Annotated in this window: 19 protein-coding genes; 16 read left to right on the plus strand and 3 right to left on the minus strand. The window is 61.0% G+C overall.

The window, feature by feature from the left end; translation table 11 throughout:
- The first annotated feature begins 224 nt into the window (after nucleotides 1-224).
- The 7 genes from prfB (at nucleotide 225) to PMI34_RS10260 (ending at nucleotide 7,171) form a co-directional block, all read left to right on the plus strand.
- Nucleotides 225-1,320, plus strand: a protein-coding gene (gene prfB / locus PMI34_RS28605; RefSeq protein WP_109790603.1) for a peptide chain release factor 2 whose coding sequence is annotated in 2 segments (ribosomal slippage) — nucleotides 225-296 and nucleotides 298-1,320 — 1,095 coding nt in all. Because the reading frame shifts where the segments join, the coding sequence is not laid out codon by codon here.
- 95 nt (nucleotides 1,321-1,415) lie between these two features.
- Nucleotides 1,416-2,918: a lysine--tRNA ligase gene (gene lysS / locus PMI34_RS10285; protein WP_008051377.1), complete on the plus strand. Its 1,503-nt coding sequence runs from the start codon at nucleotides 1,416-1,418 to the stop codon at nucleotides 2,916-2,918.
- A gap of 98 nt (nucleotides 2,919-3,016) precedes the next feature.
- Complete coding sequence (locus PMI34_RS10280; RefSeq protein ID WP_008051378.1) at nucleotides 3,017-3,733, plus strand: TetR/AcrR family transcriptional regulator; 717 nt, start codon at nucleotides 3,017-3,019, stop codon at nucleotides 3,731-3,733.
- 188 nt (nucleotides 3,734-3,921) lie between these two features.
- A complete protein-coding gene (locus tag PMI34_RS10275) occupies nucleotides 3,922-4,476 on the plus strand; it encodes a hypothetical protein (protein WP_008051380.1) in 555 nt (184 codons plus the stop codon).
- Between the two features lie 32 nt (nucleotides 4,477-4,508).
- Nucleotides 4,509-5,786 (plus strand): flavohemoglobin expression-modulating QEGLA motif protein, encoded by a 1,278-nt coding sequence (locus tag PMI34_RS10270; RefSeq protein WP_008051382.1) that lies wholly within the window; start codon nucleotides 4,509-4,511, stop codon nucleotides 5,784-5,786.
- 144 nt (nucleotides 5,787-5,930) lie between these two features.
- Nucleotides 5,931-6,845, plus strand: coding sequence for an alpha/beta hydrolase (locus tag PMI34_RS10265; RefSeq protein ID WP_008051383.1), 915 nt, complete (start codon nucleotides 5,931-5,933; stop codon nucleotides 6,843-6,845).
- Entirely contained in the window at nucleotides 6,842-7,171 is a 330-nt protein-coding gene (locus PMI34_RS10260) for a hypothetical protein (RefSeq protein ID WP_008051386.1), read from the plus strand. Before PMI34_RS10265 ends, PMI34_RS10260 begins: the two co-directional genes overlap by 4 nt.
- 161 nt (nucleotides 7,172-7,332) lie before the next feature.
- Here PMI34_RS10260 and PMI34_RS10255 read toward each other — a convergent pair whose 3' ends face one another.
- A complete protein-coding gene (locus tag PMI34_RS10255; protein WP_008051389.1) occupies nucleotides 7,333-7,677 on the minus strand; it encodes a hypothetical protein in 345 nt (114 codons plus the stop codon).
- Nucleotides 7,678-7,878: 201 nt separating this feature from the next.
- Between PMI34_RS10255 and ppc the strand changes: the two genes are divergently transcribed.
- From ppc to PMI34_RS10225, 6 genes are all read left to right on the plus strand, one after another.
- Nucleotides 7,879-10,509: a phosphoenolpyruvate carboxylase gene (gene ppc, locus PMI34_RS10250; RefSeq protein WP_008051390.1), complete on the plus strand. Its 2,631-nt coding sequence runs from the start codon at nucleotides 7,879-7,881 to the stop codon at nucleotides 10,507-10,509.
- 288 nt (nucleotides 10,510-10,797) lie between these two features.
- On the plus strand, nucleotides 10,798-11,445 hold the full coding sequence (gene adk / locus PMI34_RS10245) for an adenylate kinase (RefSeq protein WP_008051393.1): 648 nt from the start codon (nucleotides 10,798-10,800) through the stop codon (nucleotides 11,443-11,445).
- 94 nt (nucleotides 11,446-11,539) lie between these two features.
- Complete coding sequence (gene tsaB / locus PMI34_RS10240) at nucleotides 11,540-12,214, plus strand: tRNA (adenosine(37)-N6)-threonylcarbamoyltransferase complex dimerization subunit type 1 TsaB (RefSeq protein WP_008051394.1); 675 nt, start codon at nucleotides 11,540-11,542, stop codon at nucleotides 12,212-12,214.
- Nucleotides 12,215-12,445: 231 nt separating this feature from the next.
- A complete protein-coding gene (locus PMI34_RS10235; protein WP_008051395.1) occupies nucleotides 12,446-12,751 on the plus strand; it encodes a hypothetical protein in 306 nt (101 codons plus the stop codon).
- Nucleotides 12,751-13,611, plus strand: coding sequence for a DUF72 domain-containing protein (locus tag PMI34_RS10230; RefSeq protein WP_008051397.1), 861 nt, complete (start codon nucleotides 12,751-12,753; stop codon nucleotides 13,609-13,611). Before PMI34_RS10235 ends, PMI34_RS10230 begins: the two co-directional genes overlap by 1 nt.
- A gap of 34 nt (nucleotides 13,612-13,645) precedes the next feature.
- Entirely contained in the window at nucleotides 13,646-14,467 is an 822-nt protein-coding gene (locus PMI34_RS10225) for an isocitrate lyase/PEP mutase family protein (protein WP_008051400.1), read from the plus strand.
- Nucleotides 14,468-14,488: 21 nt separating this feature from the next.
- On the opposite strand, the gene PMI34_RS10220 is transcribed toward PMI34_RS10225, so the two are convergent.
- Nucleotides 14,489-15,109, minus strand: coding sequence for a hypothetical protein (locus PMI34_RS10220; RefSeq protein WP_008051401.1), 621 nt, complete (start codon nucleotides 15,107-15,109; stop codon nucleotides 14,489-14,491).
- Between the two features lie 93 nt (nucleotides 15,110-15,202).
- On the opposite strand from PMI34_RS10220, the gene PMI34_RS10215 reads away from it, so the two are divergent.
- Nucleotides 15,203-15,985 carry a class I SAM-dependent methyltransferase gene (locus PMI34_RS10215; RefSeq protein WP_008051403.1) on the plus strand — a complete coding sequence of 261 codons (783 nt, stop codon included), beginning with the start codon at nucleotides 15,203-15,205 and terminating at the stop codon, nucleotides 15,983-15,985.
- 138 nt (nucleotides 15,986-16,123) lie between these two features.
- Here the strand turns inward: PMI34_RS10215 and PMI34_RS10210 are convergent, their stop codons facing one another.
- On the minus strand, nucleotides 16,124-16,762 hold the full coding sequence (locus PMI34_RS10210) for a TetR/AcrR family transcriptional regulator (RefSeq protein WP_008051405.1): 639 nt from the start codon (nucleotides 16,760-16,762) through the stop codon (nucleotides 16,124-16,126).
- 93 nt (nucleotides 16,763-16,855) lie between these two features.
- Between PMI34_RS10210 and PMI34_RS10205 the strand changes: the two genes are divergently transcribed.
- Together PMI34_RS10205 and PMI34_RS10200 are read left to right on the plus strand one after the other, a co-directional pair.
- Nucleotides 16,856-17,956: an efflux RND transporter periplasmic adaptor subunit gene (locus tag PMI34_RS10205; protein ID WP_008051407.1), complete on the plus strand. Its 1,101-nt coding sequence runs from the start codon at nucleotides 16,856-16,858 to the stop codon at nucleotides 17,954-17,956.
- 6 nt (nucleotides 17,957-17,962) lie between these two features.
- Entirely contained in the window at nucleotides 17,963-21,028 is a 3,066-nt protein-coding gene (locus PMI34_RS10200; protein ID WP_008051409.1) for an efflux RND transporter permease subunit, read from the plus strand.
- Nucleotides 21,029-21,216 lie beyond the last annotated feature (188 nt).

Consider the following 21,216-nt stretch of genomic DNA (forward strand, 5'->3'; position numbering starts at 1 on the left):
CGTTCGAGGACGAAGTCCTCGCCATCGCCGTTTTCCTGAAAAACCGCATCGTCCGGTTTTACGACGGCTGCGCCGCCGAACGCAGCCTCGCAGGCTCGGCAGCTGCTACCAGTGCCTTCCCGTGGAAACCATTCGCCGGTAAACCCGCCATGCGGGCTGCCGGGGCCGCTTGATTACGGTATACTCGCCGGCTTTCAAAAGTTCGCCAACGAGTGCTGCCCGTCATGGAAATCAACCCGATCCTGAACACCATCAAGGACCTGTCCGAGCGCTCCGAAACTATTCGGGGGTATCTTTGACTACGATCAAAAGCATGAGCGTCTGACCGAAGTCAATCGCGAGCTTGAAGATCCGAGTGTCTGGAACAAACCTGAATACGCCCAGGAACTGGGCCGCGAGCGCGCTGCGCTGGCGCAGATCGTCGATACCCTGGACGAGCTGAACACGGGGCTGGCCGATTGCCGCGACCTGCTGGACATGGCCGTTGAAGAGAACGACGAAGGCGCAGTGGGCGATGTCGTCGCCGAGCTGGCCCGTCTCGAGGAAAGTCTGGCCAAGCTGGAATTCCGCCGTATGTTCAGCCATGAAATGGACCCGAACAACGCCTACCTGGACATCCAGGCCGGTTCCGGCGGCACCGAAGCCCAGGACTGGGCCAACATCCTGCTGCGCATGTACCTGCGCTGGGCCGACAAACGCGGTTTCGACGCGACCATCATGGAACTGTCCGCCGGTGAAGTCGCCGGGATCAAGGGCGCGACCGTGCACATCAAGGGCGAATACGCGTTTGGCTGGTTGCGGACCGAGATCGGCGTGCACCGTCTGGTGCGCAAGAGCCCGTTCGACTCCGGCAACCGTCGCCACACATCTTTCTCTGCGGTGTTCGTTTCCCCCGAGATCGATGACAAGGTGGAAATCGAGATCAATCCGGCAGACCTGCGGATCGACACCTATCGTTCCTCCGGTGCCGGTGGTCAGCACGTAAACACCACCGACTCGGCCGTACGTATCACCCACGTACCGACCAACACCGTGGTCAGCTGCCAGAACGAACGTTCCCAGCACGCCAACAAAGACACCGCCATGAAAATGCTGCGGGCCAAGTTGTATGAGCAGGAAATGCAGAAGCGCAACGCCGCGTCCCAGGCGCTGGAAGACACCAAGTCCGATATCGGCTGGGGTCATCAGATCCGTTCGTACGTGCTCGATGCCTCGCGGATCAAGGATCTGCGCACCAACATCGAACGCAGCGACTGTGACAAGGTGCTCGATGGCGACATCGACGAATACCTGGAAGCGAGCCTGAAATCCGGGCTGTAAGTTACTGACACACCGCGATCCCCTGTAGGAGCCGGCTTGCCGGCGATCCCCGGCCGCAGGCCGGGGACAACGAACCAGATGGAATATTTAAAGACATGAGCGACCTAGAACTCGACCCGCAAGCCCTGCAACAGGAAGAAAACTCCCTGATCGCCCTGCGCAAGGAAAAGCTTGCTGCCGAGCGCGCCAAGGGCAATGCCTTCCCCAACGACTTCCGCCGCGAAAACTACTGCGAACAACTGCAGAAACAGTACGCGGACAAGACCAAGGAAGAGCTGGCAGAGGCTGCGATCCCGGTCAAGGTTGCCGGTCGTATCATGCTCAACCGTGGCTCGTTCATGGTGATCCAGGACATGACCGGTCGCATCCAGGTCTACGTCAACCGCAAGACCCTGTCCGAAGAAACCCTGGCCGCGGTGAAAACCTGGGACATGGGCGACATCATTGCCGCCGAAGGCACCCTGGCCCGCTCCGGCAAGGGCGACCTGTACGTTGAAATGACCAACGTGCGCCTGCTGACCAAATCCCTGCGCCCGCTGCCGGACAAGCACCACGGCCTGACCGACACCGAACAGCGCTACCGCCAGCGCTACGTTGACCTGATCGTCAACGAAGACGTGCGCCAGACGTTCCGCGTGCGTTCGCAAGTCATCGCCCACATCCGCAGCTTCCTGATGAAGCGTGACTTCCTGGAAGTGGAAACGCCGATGCTGCAGACCATCCCGGGCGGCGCGGCAGCCAAGCCGTTCGAGACCCACCACAATGCGCTGGACATGGGCATGTTCCTGCGTATCGCGCCGGAGCTGTACCTCAAGCGCCTTGTTGTCGGCGGCTTCGAGAAAGTGTTCGAGATCAACCGCAACTTCCGTAACGAAGGCGTATCGACTCGTCACAACCCTGAATTCACCATGTTGGAGTTCTATCAGGCCTACGCCGACTACGAAGACAACATGGACCTGACCGAAGAACTGTTCCGCGAACTGGCGCAGCTGGTTCTGGGCAGCACCGACGTGCCATACGGCGACAAGGTGTTCCATTTCGGCGAGCCGTTCGTGCGTCTGTCGGTGTTCGACTCGATCCTCAAGTACAACCCAGAGCTGACCGCTGACGACCTGAACGACATCGACAAGGCTCGCGCCATCGCCAAGAAAGCCGGCGCCAAGGTGCTGGGCTTCGAAGGCCTGGGCAAGCTGCAGGTGATGATTTTCGAAGAGCTGGTCGAGCACAAGCTGGAGCAGCCGCACTTCATCACCCAGTACCCGTTCGAAGTGTCGCCGCTGGCCCGTCGCAATGACGACAACCCGAACGTCACCGACCGTTTCGAGCTGTTCATCGGTGGTCGTGAAATCGCCAACGCCTACTCCGAGTTGAACGACGCTGAAGACCAGGCCGAGCGCTTCATGGCTCAGGTGGCCGACAAGGACGCCGGTGACGATGAAGCCATGCACTACGACGCCGACTTCGTTCGTGCGCTGGAGTACGGCATGCCGCCAACGGCGGGTGAAGGTATCGGCATCGACCGCCTGGTGATGCTGCTGACCAACTCCCCGTCGATCCGCGACGTGATCCTGTTCCCGCACATGCGGCCGCAAGCGTAAGTGTTTCAAATAAAAAGCCGCCTTTGAGGCGGCTTTTTATTGCCTGTCTGGTACAAACGTATCAACTTGTTACTTTCATCTGAGAGGAAATACCTGTCGTGATTCGTGCAATAGCTCAAGAAGGTGCAGCGGGTGTCGCCACTGCGGTCGCTGAAAGCGTTCAGTACCAGGGCCGCAAGGCCAGCCGACAGGGCAGCGAACAGCGACGACAGGAAATCCTGGATGCCGCCATGCGCATTGTCGTGCGTGACGGCGTACGGGCCGTACGGCACCGTGCGGTGGCCGCCGAGGCACAAGTGCCGTTGTCGGCGACCACTTACTATTTCAAGGATATCGATGACCTGCTCACCGATACCTTCGCCCAATACGTGGAGCGCAGTGCGGCGTACATGGGCAAACTGTGGGTGAACAACGAGGGCCTGCTGCGCGAGATGATCGACAGTGGCGATGGCAGCCCGCAGGCGCGCTCGCAGTTGGCGGACGACATTGCACGGCTGATGACCGATTACGTTCACCGGCAACTGGTCAATCGGCGCGAACATTTGATGGCCGAGCAGGCGTTCCGTCAGGAGGCATTGCTCAACCCGCGCCTGGCCGAACTGGTGCGCTCGCATCAGCAGATCCTGTTGCAGGGCTCTTGCCAGCTGTTCCAGGTGTTGGGCTCGCGCGAACCGCATCAGGATGCCAAGGTGTTGACGGCGATTATCGGGCGGATGGAATATCAGGGCCTGCTCAACGTAGACGAACCTGCCGCCGAAGAGGAAATGCTCGGCATCCTGACGCGCTACATGCACCTGGTGCTGGCGTCGGTGTGAGTTGAGCGCCGTCCCCGTAGCAGCTGCCGAAGGCTGCGTTCGGCGACGAAGTCGTCGTAAAACCTGCCACCGTGTTCCTTCAGGTTGATTCGGGATTCAGATTTTACGACTGCTTCGCAGCCGAACGCAGCCTTCGGCAGCAGCTACCGGTCAGCGCGAGGGGCGTTGTGTTTCATAGGGAGTATTGAATGAAAGCCAGGCGTGTCGTTGTGATCGCCTTGACGTTCCTGCTGCTCAGTGGCTGTCTGGTGACCTTCAAGGAACCGCTGCCCACGAGCGAGCCCGCGCCCAAAGGGTTGCTCGGCAAGTGGACCAGCACCAGCGCCTGGGGTGAGCCCGTCAATCTGGAGTTGACCCGCATCGGCGACAATCGCTACCAGGCCGTCAGCTACTTCAAGGCCAATCCCAAGGAGCGTGAAGCCTACCCCTTCACCGTGTCGCGTCATGGCAGCCGTTGGTACCTGTCGGCGAAGGTGCCGGCGCAGTTCGGCGGGCATTTCATCATCGGCGGCTTCGAGCTGACCGACCAGCGTGAACTGGTGCTGTACAACCTCGACCTCGAACAGATCAACCAGGCGCTGAAGCAAAACGCCCTGAGCGGCGAAGCGTTTCAGACTGACGACGGCGCAGGCGTGCTGATCAACAGCCACATGGATCAAGTCGCCGCCTACCTCGACGACCCGGCCAATTCCGATGTGTTCGTCGAAGCCGTACGCTACCAGCGTCAGGCCAAAGCCAAATAAGCAGCACCAACAGGTTTCTACAGGAGTTTCGGGTGGACGATTACCAACAGTCGATACGCATTTTGTCCGATCGCATCGTGCTGGCGCAGACACCGATCCGCGTCCTCGATGCGGTCAAGTGGGACGACAACATTCGTAAGGGGTTCCTCAAGGCCAAGGGCAAGGAAATGCCGGCGGTGGACCGCGACTACTACCTCAACCGGCCGCTGGCGTTCGATTCCAGCAAAGTGAAGCTGGAGTTCCAGAACATCGAGCGCGACATCACCCGCCAGCTCGGCCAGTTCAACCCGGTCGGCCAGATCATGCGCCGCATGTGCAAGGAATACCGCATGGTGGTGCGCATGCTCGAAGCGCGCGGCACCGAGGATTTCGGCCTGATTTCCCAGGAATTGTACGGCGCCGCGTCCGACGCGTTTCACGCTGGCGACCCGACCCTGTCCGACCTGGGCATGATGCTGTCCGAATACCTGAACAACATCGACGGCCGTGGCGATCTCAAGGATGAACCGAAGACGCTGACGGCCAAGGACGCGGTCGATCTGTTGCAGCATCGCTTGAACAAGGTGTTTGGCGAAGCCGAGGAAACCATCCGGGTGTTCGAATCCGACGGCATCGTCGCCGATGCGGCGGCGGGCGCCGACTACATCAAGATCCGCGCCGACGCGATGTTCAACGACCGCGACGTGCGGGCACTGGAAGTTCACGAAGGGCTGGTGCACGTCGGCACCACCCTCAACGGCCTGAACCAGCCGATCTGCACCTTTCTCTCCAAGGGGCCGCCCTCGTCGACGGTGACCCAGGAAGGCCTGGCGATCCTGATGGAGATCATCACCTTCGCCTCGTACCCGAGCCGTCTGCGCAAACTGACCAACCGCACGCGGGCCATTCACATGGTGGAGGAGGGGGCCGACTTCCTGCAGGTGTTCGAATTCTTCCGCGAACAAGGCTTCGAAATGCCCGAGAGCTACAGCAACGCCAGTCGCGTTTTCCGCGGCTCGGTGCCGACAGGTCTGCCATTTACCAAAGACTTGTCCTACCTCAAGGGCTTCATCATGATTTACAACTACATTCAACTGGCCGTGCGTAAAGGCAAGCTGGAGCAGATACCGCTGTTGTTCTGCGGCAAGACCACCCTGGAAGACATGCGCACCTTGCGCCAGTTGGTGGACGAAGGACTGGTGGTGCCGCCCAAGTACCTGCCGGAACAATTCCGCGACATGAACGCGTTATCGGCGTGGATGTGCTTCTCCAACTTCCTCAACCACCTGAGCCTGGACCGGATCGAGGCGGATTATTCGAACATCCTGTGAACAATGAATTCCCCTGTGGGAGCGAGCTTGCTCGCGATAGCGGTCTCACATTCAACACTTCTGTTGTCTGATACACCGCCATCGCGAGCAAGCTCGCTCCCACAGGTAATGTGTTCCAACTCAATTCTTGCGAGGTTTCAACGGATGAGAATCCTCGGCATCCTCTGCCTTTTCCTGGCCTTGAACGGTTGCAGCTCGCTATTGTTCTATCCGGAACCCGGCCAGTTGTTCACGCCGGAAAAGGCCGGGCTCGAATACCGCACTGTCACCCTGATCACCGCCGATGGCCTCAAGCTGAACGCCTGGTGGCTGCCGGCGAAGAAGGGTGTCGAGGTCAAAGGCACGGTGCTGCACCTGCACGGCAACGGCGGAAACCTGCCCATGCACCTCGGCGGGAGCTTTTGGTTGCCGAAAAATGGTTACCAGGTGTTGCTTGTGGATTATCGCGGATATGGCCTGTCCGAAGGTGAACCTAGTCTGCCGGCGATCTATCAGGACATCGACGCGGCCTTCAAATGGCTTGACCAAGCGCCGCAGGTCAAAGGCAAGCCGCTGATCCTGCTCGGCCAGAGCCTTGGTGGCTCAATGGCCGTGCATTACCTGGTCCAGCACCCGGAACGGCAGAAACAACTGAAGGCTTTTGTCCTCGACGGTGTGCCCGCCAGTTACCGAAGCATCGGTCAGTTTGCCCTGAGCAATTCGTGGATGACCTGGCCGTTCCAGGTGCCGTTGTCGTGGCTGGTACCGGACGGCGACAGCGCAATCAACTCCATGGCGCAGCTTAAAGATGTGCCGAAACTGCTCTACCACAGCATCGACGATCCGATCGTGCCTCTTTCCAACGGCATCCGACTGTATCAAGCTGCGCCGCCGCCACGGGTGCTGCAACTGACCCGTGGCGGTCATGTGCAGACGTTCGCCGACCCGGTCTGGCGCAAGGTCATGTTGCGTTATCTTGATGATCCGCAGCATTTCAACGGCCTGCGCCGCCTGGGTGAGATCCCCAATTACCCGGCGCCCCCGAATTCTGAAGATGAACCACCAGAGAGTCCGCAATGAGTGAAGAACGCAACGCCATCCCGCTGATCATCACCGGTATCTGCAGCATCCTCGGCACCGTCGGTGCCCTGTGGTGGTACGGCTACCTGCACTTCGCCAAACCCGAGGATGCGTTGCTGCTCAACGAATTCACCATGCTCAAGACGATTCCGGGCGAAGACTACAAAGTCTCCCTGGAGCCGGCAGCGCAAGTGGCGCAGTGCATCGATGGCGTGCTGGTACTGTTTGACATGGAACAGAAAGGCCTGACCGGCGTGCTGGTCGACAGCAAGAAAAAAGCCGTGCGTTGCATGGGGCAGGAGACGCCGCAGAAGCTGGAGCAGTAACCCGGTTCTAACTAACAACACAGATCCAATGTGGGAGCGGGCTTGCTCCGGGCGGCGTTCCGACGAAGGCGGTTTAACTTTCAGCAATAATGCTGACTGATACACCGCCTTCGTCGGAACGCCGCCCGGAGCAAGCCCGCTCCCACAGGTTCTGTGGATAATCAGTGTTTCTGTTTGTCGTCGGGCACCGACAAATCGTGCAAATGCCGACGGGACAGCGCCAGAAAACGCGGGGTCGGCCCGATGTCTTCGTACAGTGGATCGCCTTCTTCATCGGTGGCGACCACGGTCGTGCCTTTGACGTACGGGAAGCTTCTTTCCAGTTCTTCCAGGGCGGCGCCGATCAGATCGCCGAGCAGTTCTTCGGGATGCCGCTTGGGGTACATCTCGACGAGCGCGGCCAGCCGTGCGGCAGACTCCACGTCCAGATGAATCGAGTAGCCGGTGTCGGTCAGGCGACCCTTGGCGTTTTCTTCCCAGTGGTGGGCAAGCTCGCGGATTTTCATATTGACCTCATTGCGCTCCCGCTCGTGGCAGGCAGAGTGAGTGTCCGGCACTGGCCGGTGACAACCGTTGTACGGCTTATCGTTCAGACTAGCCTCAACAGGCAAGGTTTAAAGGTCCTTCGTCGTCTTGCTTGTAAGAACCCGTCTGGGGCGGCACTCTCTAGGTTCCTAGCCGCCCGGATTTTTGCTGGAGACCTGCTGATGACCGATATTGATGCACGCTTGCGCGAGGACGTTCACCTGTTGGGTGAGCTGTTGGGCAATACCATTCGTGAGCAATATGGCGACGGTTTTCTCGACAAGATCGAGCAGATCCGCAAGGGCGCCAAGGCTGACCGACGGGGTTCCATGGACGCCGAACTCAGCGCCAGCCTCAATCAGTTGACCGAAGACGAGTTGCTGCCGGTGGCGCGGGCGTTCAACCAGTTCCTCAACCTGGCCAATATCGCCGAGCAATATCAGTTGATTCACCGCCGCGAGGAATCACAACCGGCGCCGTTCGAAGCCCGTGTGTTGCCAGAGCTGCTCGCGCGCCTGAGCGCCGAGGGGCATGGCGCCGACGCGCTCGCCCGGCAACTGGGGCGGCTGGAGATCGAACTGGTACTCACGGCGCACCCGACCGAAGTTGCACGCCGCACGCTGATCCAGAAGTACGACGCCATCGCCGCGCAGCTGGCTGCACAGGATCACAGAGACCTGACCAGTGCCGAGCGCGAGCAGATCAAGAACACCTTGCAACGCCTGATCGCCGAAGCCTGGCATACCGAGGAAATCCGCCGCACGCGTCCGACGCCGGTGGACGAAGCCAAGTGGGGTTTCGCGGTGATCGAGCATTCGCTGTGGCAGGCCATTCCCAATTATCTGCGCAAGGCCGATCAGGCCCTGCACGCGGCCACCGGCCTGCGCTTGCCCCTGGAGGCGGCACCGATTCGCTTTGCCTCGTGGATGGGCGGCGACCGCGACGGCAACCCGAACGTGACGGCGGCGGTTACCCGGGAAGTTTTACTGTTGGCGCGCTGGATGGCGGCTGATTTGTACCTGCGCGATGTCGATCGGCTGGCCGCCGAGCTGTCGATGCAGCAGGCCAGCGATGAATTGAAGGCCAAGGCCGGAGACAGCGCCGAACCGTACCGGGCAGTGCTCAAACAGCTGCGCGATCGCTTGCGGGCAACGCGTAACTGGGCACACGCCGCCTTGTCGACGTCAGCGCCGGCACCGACCGATGTACTGCAAGACAACCGCGAACTGCTCGATCCACTGGAGCTTTGCTACCGCTCCTTGCACGAGTGCGGCATGGGCGTGATCGCTGACGGGCCGTTGCTCGATTGCCTGCGGCGGGCAGTGACGTTCGGACTGTTCCTTGTTCGTCTGGATGTGCGCCAGGACTCGTCGCGACACACCGCCGCAATGACCGAAATCACTGACTATCTTGGCCTGGGGCGCTACGAGGACTGGAGCGAGGAAGAACGCATCGCCTTCCTGATGCGCGAATTGAGCAATCGTCGGCCCTTGTTGCCGACGTACTTCAAACCCTCCGCCGACACTGCCGAAGTGCTGGCGACCTGCCGGGAAATCGCCGCTGCGCCAGGGGCATCCCTCGGTTCCTATGTGATTTCCATGGCCGGCGCGGCTTCCGATGTACTTGCTGTGCAATTGCTGCTCAAGGAATCCGGCGTGTTGCGGCCGATGCGTGTGGTGCCGCTGTTCGAAACTCTGGCCGACCTCGACAACGCGGGGCCGGTGATCGAGAAGCTGCTGCTGTTGCCGGGCTATCGCGCGCGCCTGCAAGGGCCGCAGGAAGTGATGATCGGCTACTCCGACTCGGCCAAGGACGCCGGCACCACCGCGGCGGCCTGGGCGCAGTACCGGGCGCAGGAGCGACTGGTGGATATCTGCCGCGAGCAACAGGTCGAGCTGCTGTTGTTCCACGGTCGCGGCGGCACGGTGGGGCGTGGCGGCGGCCCGGCCCACGCGGCGATCCTGTCGCAGCCGCCGGGTTCGGTGGCGGGGCGTTTTCGCACCACCGAACAGGGCGAAATGATTCGCTTCAAGTTCGGCCTGCCGGACATCGCCGAGCAAAACCTCAATCTGTACCTGGCCGCTGTGCTGGAGGCGACCTTGCTACCTCCGCCGCCACCTACGCCCGAATGGCGCCATTTGATGGACGAGCTGGCCGCGGACGGTGTCAGCGCCTACCGCGCCGTGGTGCGGGAGAATCCGCAGTTTGTAGAGTATTTCCGCCAGTCCACACCGGAGCAGGAACTCGGTCGATTGCCGCTGGGCAGTCGTCCGGCCAAGCGCCGGGCCGGGGGGATCGAAAGCCTGCGGGCGATTCCATGGATCTTCGGCTGGACCCAGACGCGCCTGATGCTGCCGGCCTGGCTGGGTTGGGAAGCGGCCCTGAGCAAGGCGCTGGAGCGTGGCGAAGGCGAACTGCTGGGGCAGATGCGCGAGCAGTGGCCGTTCTTCCGCACCCGCATCGACATGCTGGAAATGGTCCTGGCCAAGGCCGATGCAGACATTGCACAGTCCTACGATGAGCGTCTGGTGGAGCCGAATCTGTTGCCATTGGGTGCGCACTTACGCGACCTATTGTCGCAGGCGTGCACCATCGTTCTCGGCCTGACCGGGCAGTCGCAGCTGCTGGCACATAGCCCCGCGACCCTTGAGTTCATCCGCTTGCGCAACACCTACCTCGACCCGCTTCATCTATTGCAGGCCGAGTTGCTGGCCCGTTCAAGAGTGCAGGACGTTGCGCAGGGCAGCCCGGTAGAACAGGCCTTGCTGGTGTCTGTGGCGGGGATTGCCGCCGGTTTGCGTAACACCGGCTAAGGTTTTTGCCGTGGGGTCAGGCATCCGGCAGGTGAGCCGGATGCCGCTGTATGCCGGGGGTAAAAGTGCTGTCAGGCGACAGTTAGTGATGGGGTTGCGACTTGGGAAACTGCGCGCAATGGTCGCAAGAGGCAGCGGTTTCTCCGACTTTTGGCGTCTTGTGTGGGCGCAGCCTGCTGTGTATCTTGATCAGCCTTTGACCGTTTGGGCGGTCACGACCCTATTTTTGAGATTGGCCCCACGAGGCGAATCTGACGTTATCCATATAAAAAATTGAGGAGCACATCGATGCGCGTCATTCTGCTGGGAGCTCCCGGGGCCGGTAAAGGTACTCAGGCTAAGTTCATCACCGAAAAATTCGGCATTCCGCAAATCTCCACCGGCGACATGTTGCGTGCAGCGGTCAAGGCCGGCACCGAGCTGGGCATCAAGGCCAAGAGCATCATGGATGCCGGTGGCCTGGTGTCCGATGACCTGATCATCGCACTGGTCAAGGACCGCATCGCCCAGTCCGACTGCGCCAACGGTTTCCTGTTCGACGGCTTCCCGCGCACCATTCCCCAGGCTGAAGCCCTGGTGACTGCAGGCGTCGAACTGGATGCCGTGGTTGAAATCGCCGTTGAAGACGAAGAAATCGTCCAGCGTATCGCCGGTCGCCGTGTTCACGAGGCCAGCGGCCGCGTTTACCACATCGTCTACAACCCGCCGAAAGTGGCTGGCACAGACGACGTCACCGGTGAAGAACTGGTACAGCGCAAGGACGACACCGAAGAAACCGTGCGTCATCGCCTGTCGGTCTACCACTCGCAGACCAAGCCGCTGGTGGAGTTCTACCAGACGCTGTCGGCTGCCAATGGCAAGCCGAAGTACAGCCACATCGAAGGCGTCGGTTCGGTTGAAGCGATCACCGCCAAGGTGCTTGCAGCCCTGAGCTGAAAAGTCTGACCCGCTGCATCATCCACGGCCCGCTTGCGGGCCGTAGTTGTTTATACTGACGCACTTTTTTCTGATCTCTCTTGTGGATACATCGATGAGCACCTTGCTGGCCCTGGACACCGCGACTGAAGCTTGCTCCGTTGCCTTGCTGCATGACGGCAAGGTCACGAGCCATTACGAGGTGATCCCGCGCCTGCACGCGCAGAAGCTGTTGCCGATGATCAAGCAATTGCTGGCTGATGCGGGCACCACGCTGCAAGCGGTCGACGCCATCGCGTTCGGCCGTGGCCCGGGCGCCTTCACCGGCGTGCGCATTGCCATCGGCGTGGTGCAAGGTCTGGCGTTTGCCCTGGATCGCCCGGTGTTGCCGGTGTCGAACCTGGCGGTGCTGGCGCAACGCGCGCTGCGGGAATACGGCGCCACTCAGGTCGCCGCCGCCATCGATGCGCGCATGGATGAAGTGTATTGGGGTTGCTACCGCGAAACGGCCGGAGAGATGCGCCTGGTGGGTGCTGAAGCGGTACTGCCACCGGAGTCCGCGGCATTGCCGGCCGATGCCGACGGCGAGTGGTTCGGTGCAGGCACCGGTTGGGGCTATGGCGAGCGTATCGCCGTCAACCTGAGCGGGCAGGACGCGGGCATGTTGCCCCATGCGCAAGACTTGCTGACTTTGGCGCGGTTTGCCTGGGAGCGCGGCGAGGGGATCGTGGCCGATGAGGCGCAGCCGGTTTATCTGCGTGACAAGGTGGCGACACCGAAGGCGCGGTAGTTTCCAGGACCGAGTTGGTCCAATCGCGGGCAAGCCCGCTCCCACAGGATTTGCGTTAACCCTGTGGGAGCGGGCTTGCCCGCGATGGCGATCTATCGGACGCAGCCAATCATCAGTTTCTAACCTCAGCTTTTAAACCTTTTGCCTTTTATGTGTTCTAGTTATCACTCGCGGTTTGCGAAGTGGGTTTTGCGCCACTAAACTGCCATCACTGATTCCGAGTATGCACGTATGCGTATCGACGGCGTTTCCTCTCAGTCCTACCCCATCAAGCGCAAACCTCGCAAAGGCCGTGTGGTGGAAGACGACGCCATTGATATCGAAGGCGAGCTGGAATTCCCGACTGAAGAGCAACTGGCTGCCCGCGCCGCCAAAGCCTCTGCGCAAAAACTGAGCAATCTTCCCGCCCGTCAGCAAGACCTGATTTACCACCGTGCCATGAGCAAAAGCGTGGCGACAGCCCTGGCCAGCTACCTGAGCACCGCCGGTTTCGTCGATTGGGAAGCGGATGTGCTGGGTCTCGACCTGTACATCTGATGCTGCTGCCGTACTACCTCGGATGCCCGTCCTGGAGCGAAAACGCCTGGCGCGATTACCTGTATCCGCCGCACGCCAAACCCGCCGATTTTCTTGATCTCTATTCCCGGGTTTTCAATGCCGTGGAAGGCAACACGACCTTTTACGCGAGCCCGGCCGCCAGCACCGTGCAGCGTTGGGCCGAGACCATGCCCGAGCACTTTCGCTTCACCGCCAAGTTTCCCGGCGAGATCAGCCACGGTGGCGATCTGCGCGAGCAACTGAGCGCCGCAGAAACCTTCCTGCAATTGCTCAGCCCTCTGGGTGAGCGGGTGTCGCCATTGTGGTTGCAGCTGTCGAAAAGCTTCACGCCCCAACGTTTGCCTGAGCTGGCCGGATTTATCGATGCCCTGCAGCGACCGCTGGCCGTGGAAGTGCGGCATGACGAGTTTTTCGCCAAGGGTGACAGCGAGCGAATGCTCAACCGCCTGCTGCTGGATCGCGGTGTCGAACGCATCTGTCTCGATCCCCGTGCGCTGTTCAGTTGCACCTCGACCGAGTCCTCAGTGCTCCACGCCCAATCGAAGAAACCCCGGGTGCCACCGCGCCCTGCGGCATTTACGCAATTTCCGCAGGTGCGTTTTATCGGCCATCCAGGGCTTGAGGCCAACGATGCGTTCCTGGAACCATGGGTCGAGAAAATCGCGCTATGGATCGAAGAAGGCCGCACGCCGTACATTTTCCTGCACACGGCCGACAACCTGCTGGCCGCGAAACTGGCGCAGCGTTTTCACGCCCGGCTGATGCTGCGTTTGCCTGGCTTGCCGGCGCTGCCTGAGCTATACAGAGAGCCCGTCGCCGAGCAACTTGGCCTGCTCTGAGGCGGATTCTTTCCCCTCTTCAGGAGCCTGCCCAATGGATGCGCAAACCTTTCGAGCCCAGGCGTTCAAAGCCCTTCACGAACGCCCCGGGGCTTTTGTGATTCCCAATCCGTGGGATGCCGGTTCAGCGAAAATGCTCGCCAGCCTCGGCTTCGAGGCGCTGGCGACCACCAGCGCCGGTTATGCCTTTTCCCAGGGCCGTGCCGATGGCGGATTGACCCTCGACGATACCCTGATGAACGTTCAGGCGATTGTCGCCGTCACCAACCTGCCGGTTGCCGTCGACCTGGAAAACGGTTTTGCCGACAACCCGGCCGACTGCGCCAAAAGTATCTTGCGCGCCGCAGAGGTCGGCGCCGTCGGTGGTTCGATCGAAGATGCCACTGGCCGCGAAGAAGGCCCGATCTATTGTTTCGAACACGCCGTGGCGCGCATCGAAGCCGCTGTGGCGGCCGCTCGCAGTCTGCCGTTCGACTTTACGTTGACTGCCCGGGCGGAAAATTTCCTGCACGGCAATCCCGATCTGGCCGACACCATCCGCCGCTTGCAGGCATTCGCCGAGGCCGGTGCCGATGTGCTCTACGCACCGGGCCTGCGCAGCGCCGAGGATGTGCTGGCGGTGGTGCGCGCCGTGGCGCCAAAACCGGTGAATGTGTTGATGTCGGGCGGATTGAAGCTGACGGTCGCACAGTTGGGTGAGATGGGCGTCAAACGTATCAGTGTGGGCTCGGCGCTGGCATTGGCGGCCTATGGCGAATTCTTGCGCGCCGCCGAAGAAATCCAGACGTCAGGCACGTTCGGTTTCACGTCCCGGTCGATGCCGTACCAGAAGGCCAATCAGTTTTTCAAAGGCTGAGGAAGAGGGCGCGGCTGAGGATCAGGCGGCGATACGCAGGTTCTGCAGGATGATCGGGCGCGCCCAGCCATTGTCGTAATCGAGTTGTTTTTGCTGCTCCACCCGTTCTTCTGGCGAGAACGGCGGGAATGGCTTGTCGAGCAGATCGAGTTCGAACTCGGCGATGGGCAGGTGCAGGGGACGCGGTTGTGGGGCTGGGCTGGCTTCTGGCACCGGCTGACCGGCGTTCAATACGATCGGGCGAACCCAGCCGCTTTCGAAGTCCTGCTGTTTTTGCTGGGCGACGATTTCGTCCGCCGGGAATGGAGGGAACGGCTTGTCCGCCAGGTCCATTTCGAATTCGGCAATCGGCAGGAACAGCGGCTCGGGCGGGCGGATTTCGTTGTCCTTCACGTCGCATTCACGCTGGGACACGATGTGGGCCAACAGGTCGCTGCCGACCGTGGGTTCAACAGGACTTTCCAGGTCGACCGGTGGAAAGTTCAGCGATTGCGGCAGCACTTCACCCGACTGCTCGGCCAGCGCTCGGGCAAAGAAATCCTGCCAGATGTGGCTGACGCCGCTCAGTGCCTGGGTGTTTCGCAGGTTGTAGTCGCCGTAGGGCGAGATAAAACCTGTGATTGTGGGTTGAATGTCTGACATTTCTCTCGGTCGACGCTCAGCTCTGGCAAAATGCTCGATAGTTTTGTTATCGGCAGTTTTTGCCGATCATTAATTTTTTGAGCGTGTTTTCCGATGATTGATCAACCTGCGGCCTGCCGCATCCATGTCCAGGCCCTCGATGCGGCTTTCGAGCCACAGGCCGAGCAATGGGCCGAGCGTCTGGGCTTGCCGCTGCAAGTGGCTGATGGCGAGTTTGCGTTGCAGGTGGGCGACCAGGGTTTGCAGCTGCAACAACTGGGGCCGGATGCGCCGGGCCCGGTGCGGGTGGACTTCGTCGAAGGCGGTGCGGCCCATCGCCGGCAGTACGGCGGTGGCAGCGGACAGATGATCGCCAAGGCCGTTGGCGTCGCCCAAGGCGTGCGCCCGAGGGTGCTGGATGCCACGGCGGGGCTGGGCAAGGACGCGTTCGTGCTGGCCAGCCTCGGTTGCGAGATGAGCCTGATCGAGCGTCAGCCGCTGATCGGCGCCTTGCTGGAAGACGGCCTGGCCCGTGGCGCGGAAGATTTCGACGTGGCGCCAATCGTGGCGCGGATGCGCTTGCTCAAAGGCAATTCGATCGAGGTCATGCGCAACTGGGTGGGCGAGCCGCCCCAGGTGATTTACCTTGACCCGATGTTCCCGCACCGCGAGAAAACCGCGCTGGTGAAGAAGGAAATGCGCCTGTTCCGGCCGCTGGTGGGCGATGACCCGGATGCGCCGGCACTGCTCGAGGCCGCGTTGGCCCTGGCCAGCCACCGGGTGGTGGTCAAGCGCCCGCGCAAGGCGCCGTGCATCGACGGGCCGAAGCCGAGCCATGCGCTCGATGGTAAGTCCAGTCGGTATGACATCTACCCGAAGAAGGCGCTCAAGCCTTAAGACCGAGTCGCCTTCATCGCGGGCAAGCCACGCACCCACAGGTTTTGTGCCGGGTTCAAAATTCGAGTACACCTCGGACCCTGTGGGAGCGGGCTTGCCCGCGAAGGCGTCGGTACAGTCAACGCAATACTGTCAGGCTCACTCAGGCCGATAAGCCCGCATAAACAACCCCACCACTTCCCGCACATGGCTCTCCGCCTCCTCACCAACCGGCGGCTCGCCGCAGCCATACAGCAAACGGAAATTCCCGGCGCCCTTGATCAGGCAGAAGAAATGCTCGGCCGCGTTGTGCGGCTTGTCGATGCGCAACACGCCACTTTCATCGATCTTGATCAGCAGGCGCTCCATGCCATGCAGCATGCGCTGGGGCCCGGCCTCGAAGAATATCTGCGACAGCTTAGGATCCTGGCTGCCCAGGGTCATCATCAAGCGGTGCAGGTTCACGGATTCATCACTGTTGATCAGCTGATGAAAGCCGCGCGCGATGTTCAGCAGCACGGTTTCCACTGCCACACCTTCCGGCAATTCGAAGAACAGCGGTGGCAACTGCTCCTCGCACTTGGCCATCACGGCGGCGGAGAACAGCGTCTCCTTGTCATTGAAGTGGCTATAGACCGTCAGCTTCGACACACCGGCCTCGGCCGCGACGGCATCCATGCTGGTATTGGCATAACCCTTACTCAGAAACAGCGCTTTGGCCGCATCGAGAATCGCCTGGCGTTTGGCCAGGTCCTTGGGTCTGCCTGGGCCATTGGGTGCTGAAAGATTGTTTGGCATATTCGTTTTTATTACTGGACTGGTGAGTTTGCTATTAATAACATACTGCTCAGTATAATTATTCAAAGCACCATTAGCGAAAGGTCCTTCACCATGTTCCGCTATGCCTTGCCCCTCGCGTTGCCAGTCACCCTGGCTTTTTTATTGTCTGCGTGCGGTCACGAAGAGGCGCCGCAGGTCAGTGTGCGCCCGGCCATGGTGGTCCAGCCAGAGCCTTCGGCGCAGGCCATGGAAAGCTATCCCGGTGAAGTTCGCGCGCGGTATGAGCCGGACCTGGCATTCCGTATCGGCGGCAAAGTCAGCCGACGACTGGTCGAGGAGGGGCAGCGGGTCAAGGCCGATCAACCCTTGGCGGAGCTCGACCCTCAGGACGTGCGCCTGCAACTGGAGGCCACCCGGGCCCAGGTCGCCGCCGCCGAAGCCAATCTGAACCTGGTGCGTTCCGAGCGTGATCGCTACAAGACCCTGATGGAGCGCCAACTGGTCAGCCGCTCGCAATACGACAACGCGGAAAACCTCTACCGCTCCGGTGAGGCGCGCCTCAAGCAAATCAAAGCCGAATTCAACGTTTCCAATAACCAGGCCAGCTACGCCGTGTTGCGTGCGCCGCAGGACGGTGTTGTGGCCAAGCGCCTGGTGGAAGTCGGGCAAGTCGTGGCTGCCGGGCAAACAGTGTTCACACTGGCAACCGATGGCGAGCGTGAAGTCTTGATCAGCCTGCCGGAGCAAAACTTCGGCCGCTTCAAGGTCGGTGAGCCGGTGTCGGTGGAACTCTGGACCCAGCCCGACCAGCGTCTGGCCGGGCGCATCCGTGAGCTGTCGCCTGCAGCCGATCCCAAGTCGCGCACCTTCGCGGCGCGTATCGCCTTCAATGCCGGCACTGTGCCTGTCGAGCTGGGCCAGAGCGCCCGAGTGTTCGTGCAGGCCGTCGACGTGGTTCCACTCTCCGTTCCGCTGTCTGCGCTGACGGCGGAAAACGGCGTGACCTATGTCTGGGTCGTCAGCGCCAACAACACCTTGAAGAAAACTCCGGTGCGGGTCGGTGCCTTCGGCGAGAAAACCGTACCGGTGCTTGAAGGGCTCAACGCCAGCGACTGGGTAGTGGCCGCCGGTGTCCATGTGCTTCTCGAAGGGCAGCAGGTGCGCCCGGTGGATCGCTCCAATCGCGTGGTCAATCTGGCGGACAAGGAGTAAGCCCCGATGCGCTTCAACGTTTCCGAATGGGCGCTGCGTAATCGCCAGATCGTCCTGTTCCTGATGCTGTTGCTGGCCATCGTCGGCGCACTTTCCTATACCAAGCTGGGCCAGAGCGAGGACCCGCCGTTCACCTTCAAGGCCATGGTGATTCGCACCAACTGGCCGGGGGCGACCGCTGAAGAAGTCTCGCGCCAGGTCACCGAACGCATCGAAAAGAAGCTGATGGAAACCGGCGAGTACGAGCGCATCGTGTCGTTCTCTCGCCCCGGCGAATCCCAGGTGACCTTCATTGCGCGCGACTCCATGCACTCGGTGGAGATCCCGGAACTCTGGTATCAGGTGCGCAAGAAGATCAGCGACATTCGCCATACCCTGCCGCCGGGGATTCAGGGGCCGTTCTTCAACGATGAATTCGGCACCACCTTCGGCAATATCTACGCCCTGACTGGCGACGGCTTTGACTACGCCGTGCTCAAGGATTACGCCGACCGCATCCAGATCCAGCTGCAACGGGTCAAGGATGTGGGCAAGGTCGAACTGCTGGGGTTGCAGGACGAGAAGATCTGGATCGAACTCTCCAACGTCAAGCTCGCCACCCTCGGCTTACCGCTGGCGGCCGTCCAGCAAGCCCTTGAAGAACAGAACGCGGTGTCCACGGCGGGTTTCTTCGAAACCAGCAGCGAGCGATTGCAGCTACGGGTGACGGGGAATTTTCAGACGGTAGACGAGATCAAGAACTTCCCGATCCGCGTCGGTGATCGCACCTTCCGCATCTCCGATGTGGCCGACGTGCGCCGTGGTTTCAACGATCCACCGGCGCCGCGCATGCGTTTCATGGCGCAGGACGCCATCGGCCTGGCGGTGGCAATGAAGGACGGCGGTGACATCCTGGTACTGGGCAAGGCGCTGGAAATCGAGTTCGCCCGCATCCAGAAAAACCTCCCGGCCGGCATGGAGTTGCGCAAAGTCTCCGACCAGCCGGCGGCGGTGAAAACCGGTGTTGGCGAGTTCGTGCAAGTGCTGGTCGAGGCACTGGCCATTGTGTTGCTGGTGAGCTTCTTCTCCCTCGGCGTGCGCACCGGCATGGTCGTGGCCCTGGCGATTCCGCTGGTGCTGGCGATGACGTTCGCGTGCATGTATTACCTGGGCATCGGCCTGCACAAGATCTCCCTCGGCGCGCTGGTGCTGGCCCTGGGGTTACTGGTGGATGATGCGATCATCGCCGTGGAAATGATGGCGATCAAAATGGAGCAGGGCTTCGACCGGGTCAAAGCCGCGAGTTATGCCTGGACCAGTACCGCGTTCCCGATGCTCACCGGCACGTTGATCACCGCGGCCGGCTTCCTGCCGATTGCCACGGCGCAATCGGGCACTGGCGAATACACCCGTTCGATCTTCGAAGTGGTCACCATCGCGCTGTTGGCGTCCTGGGTGGCCGCGGTGGTGTTCGTGCCGTACCTCGGTGAAAAACTGCTGCCGGACCTGGCGAAAATTCACGCCGCCAAGCATGGTGCCGGCCAGCCAGATCCCTATGGCACGCCGTTCTATCAGCGCGTCCGGCGTCTGGTGGAATGGTGTGTGCGCTGGCGCAAAACCGTGATCGCAGCGACCGTGATGTTATTCATCGCCTCCATCGTGCTGTTCAAGTTTGTGCCGCAGCAGTTCTTCCCAGCATCGGGTCGCCTGGAGTTGATGGTCGATCTGAAACTGGCCGAAGGCGCATCGCTGAGCAACACCGCCGACGAGGTCAAGCGCCTCGAAGCGCTGCTCAAGGACAAGGCTGGGATCGACAATTACGTGGCCTATGTCGGTACCGGTTCGCCGCGTTTCTACCTGCCGCTGGATCAGCAACTGCCGGCGGCGAGCTTCGCCCAGTTTGTCGTCCTGGCGAAAACCATCGAAGAACGGGAAACCCTGCGTACCTGGTTGATCTCGACCCTCAACGAGCAATTCCCGGCTCTGCGCTCGCGGGTCACGCGCCTGGAAAACGGTCCGCCGGTTGGCTACCCGGTACAGTTCCGCGTGACCGGGGAGCACATCGAGGAAGTACGGGCGCTGGCACGCAAAGTCGCGGCCAAGGTTCGCCAGAACCCCCATGTGGTCAACGTCCACCTGGACTGGGAGGAACCGAGCAAAGTCGTCTACCTGAACATCGATCAGGACCGCGCGCGGGCGCTGGGCGTGAGTACGGCGAACCTGTCGAGGTTCTTGCAAAGCTCCCTGACCGGTTCCAGCGTCAGCCAGTACCGCGAAGACAATGAGTTGATCGAGATCCTGTTGCGCGGCACCGTGCATGAGCGCACCGAGTTGTCATTGCTGCCGAGCCTGGCAGTACCGACCGATAACGGTCGCAGTGTCGCGCTGTCGCAGATCGCGACCCTGGAATACGGCTTCGAGGAGGGCATCATCTGGCACCGCAACCGCCTGCCAAACGTGACCGTTCGCGCCGACATCTACGGCAAGGAACAACCGGCGACGCTGGTGCAGCAGATCATGCCGACCCTCGATCCGATTCGCGCCGAACTGCCGGATGGCTACTTGCTGGATGTCGGTGGCACGGTGGAAGACTCGGCGCGGGGACAGAACTCGGTGAAGGCCGGCGTGCCGTTGTTCATTGTGGTGGTGTTGACCTTGCTGATGCTGCAACTGCGAAGTTTCTCGCGCACGGCGATGGTATTTCTGACGGCGCCGCTGGGGTTGATCGGGGTGACGCTGTTTCTGTTGGTGTTCCGCCAGCCGTTCGGTTTCGTGGCCATGCTGGGGACTATCGCGTTGTCCGGGATGATCATGCGTAATTCGGTGATTCTGGTGGATCAGATCGAGCAGGACATTGCTGCGGGGTTGAAGCCTTGGCAGGCGATCATCGAGGCGACGGTGCGGCGGTTCCGGCCGATTGTGCTGACGGCGCTGGCGGCAGTGTTGGCGATGATTCCGTTGTCGCGCAGTGTGTTTTTCGGGCCGATGGCGGTGGCGATCATGGGGGGGTTGATTGTGGCCACGGCGTTGACGCTGCTGTTTTTGCCTGCGTTGTATGCGGCCTGGTTCCGCGTTCGCAAAGAGTCTGTTTGACCGGTTGACCGTGGCGGCCTTCGGGCCGACCAGGCTCTTGGGTGGTCGAGTACATATCCGTTTCTGCGGTAACGGCGGCTTATGGTTCCGCTCTTACAGCGGGTCACTTTTGGCAAACGCCCCAAAAGTAACCAAAAGGTCTCGCCCCTTACGTACGGCCCCTCGCTGAGGCTCGGGGTTCCTTCGCT

It is taken from the genome of Pseudomonas sp. GM74 (assembly GCF_000282455.1).
Taxonomy (GTDB): domain Bacteria; phylum Pseudomonadota; class Gammaproteobacteria; order Pseudomonadales; family Pseudomonadaceae; genus Aquipseudomonas.

What these genes read in the sequence shown, in the direction of transcription:
- lysS (WP_008051377.1), top strand. Translation starts at nt 1,416, where the DNA reads ATGAGCGACCTAGAACTCGACCCGCAAGCCCTGCAACAGGAAGAAAAC.
- PMI34_RS10275 (WP_008051380.1), top strand. Translation starts at nt 3,922, where the DNA reads ATGAAAGCCAGGCGTGTCGTTGTGATCGCCTTGACGTTCCTGCTGCTC.
- PMI34_RS10265 (WP_008051383.1), top strand. Translation starts at nt 5,931, where the DNA reads ATGAGAATCCTCGGCATCCTCTGCCTTTTCCTGGCCTTGAACGGTTGC.
- PMI34_RS10260 (WP_008051386.1), top strand. Translation starts at nt 6,842, where the DNA reads ATGAGTGAAGAACGCAACGCCATCCCGCTGATCATCACCGGTATCTGC.
- PMI34_RS10255 (WP_008051389.1), bottom strand. Translation starts at nt 7,677, where the DNA reads ATGAAAATCCGCGAGCTTGCCCACCACTGGGAAGAAAACGCCAAGGGT.
- ppc (WP_008051390.1), top strand. Translation starts at nt 7,879, where the DNA reads ATGACCGATATTGATGCACGCTTGCGCGAGGACGTTCACCTGTTGGGT.
- adk (WP_008051393.1), top strand. Translation starts at nt 10,798, where the DNA reads ATGCGCGTCATTCTGCTGGGAGCTCCCGGGGCCGGTAAAGGTACTCAG.
- tsaB (WP_008051394.1), top strand. Translation starts at nt 11,540, where the DNA reads ATGAGCACCTTGCTGGCCCTGGACACCGCGACTGAAGCTTGCTCCGTT.
- PMI34_RS10235 (WP_008051395.1), top strand. Translation starts at nt 12,446, where the DNA reads ATGCGTATCGACGGCGTTTCCTCTCAGTCCTACCCCATCAAGCGCAAA.
- PMI34_RS10230 (WP_008051397.1), top strand. Translation starts at nt 12,751, where the DNA reads ATGCTGCTGCCGTACTACCTCGGATGCCCGTCCTGGAGCGAAAACGCC.
- PMI34_RS10225 (WP_008051400.1), top strand. Translation starts at nt 13,646, where the DNA reads ATGGATGCGCAAACCTTTCGAGCCCAGGCGTTCAAAGCCCTTCACGAA.
- PMI34_RS10220 (WP_008051401.1), bottom strand. Translation starts at nt 15,109, where the DNA reads ATGTCAGACATTCAACCCACAATCACAGGTTTTATCTCGCCCTACGGC.
- PMI34_RS10215 (WP_008051403.1), top strand. Translation starts at nt 15,203, where the DNA reads ATGATTGATCAACCTGCGGCCTGCCGCATCCATGTCCAGGCCCTCGAT.
- PMI34_RS10210 (WP_008051405.1), bottom strand. Translation starts at nt 16,762, where the DNA reads ATGCCAAACAATCTTTCAGCACCCAATGGCCCAGGCAGACCCAAGGAC.
- PMI34_RS10205 (WP_008051407.1), top strand. Translation starts at nt 16,856, where the DNA reads ATGTTCCGCTATGCCTTGCCCCTCGCGTTGCCAGTCACCCTGGCTTTT.
- PMI34_RS10200 (WP_008051409.1), top strand. Translation starts at nt 17,963, where the DNA reads ATGCGCTTCAACGTTTCCGAATGGGCGCTGCGTAATCGCCAGATCGTC.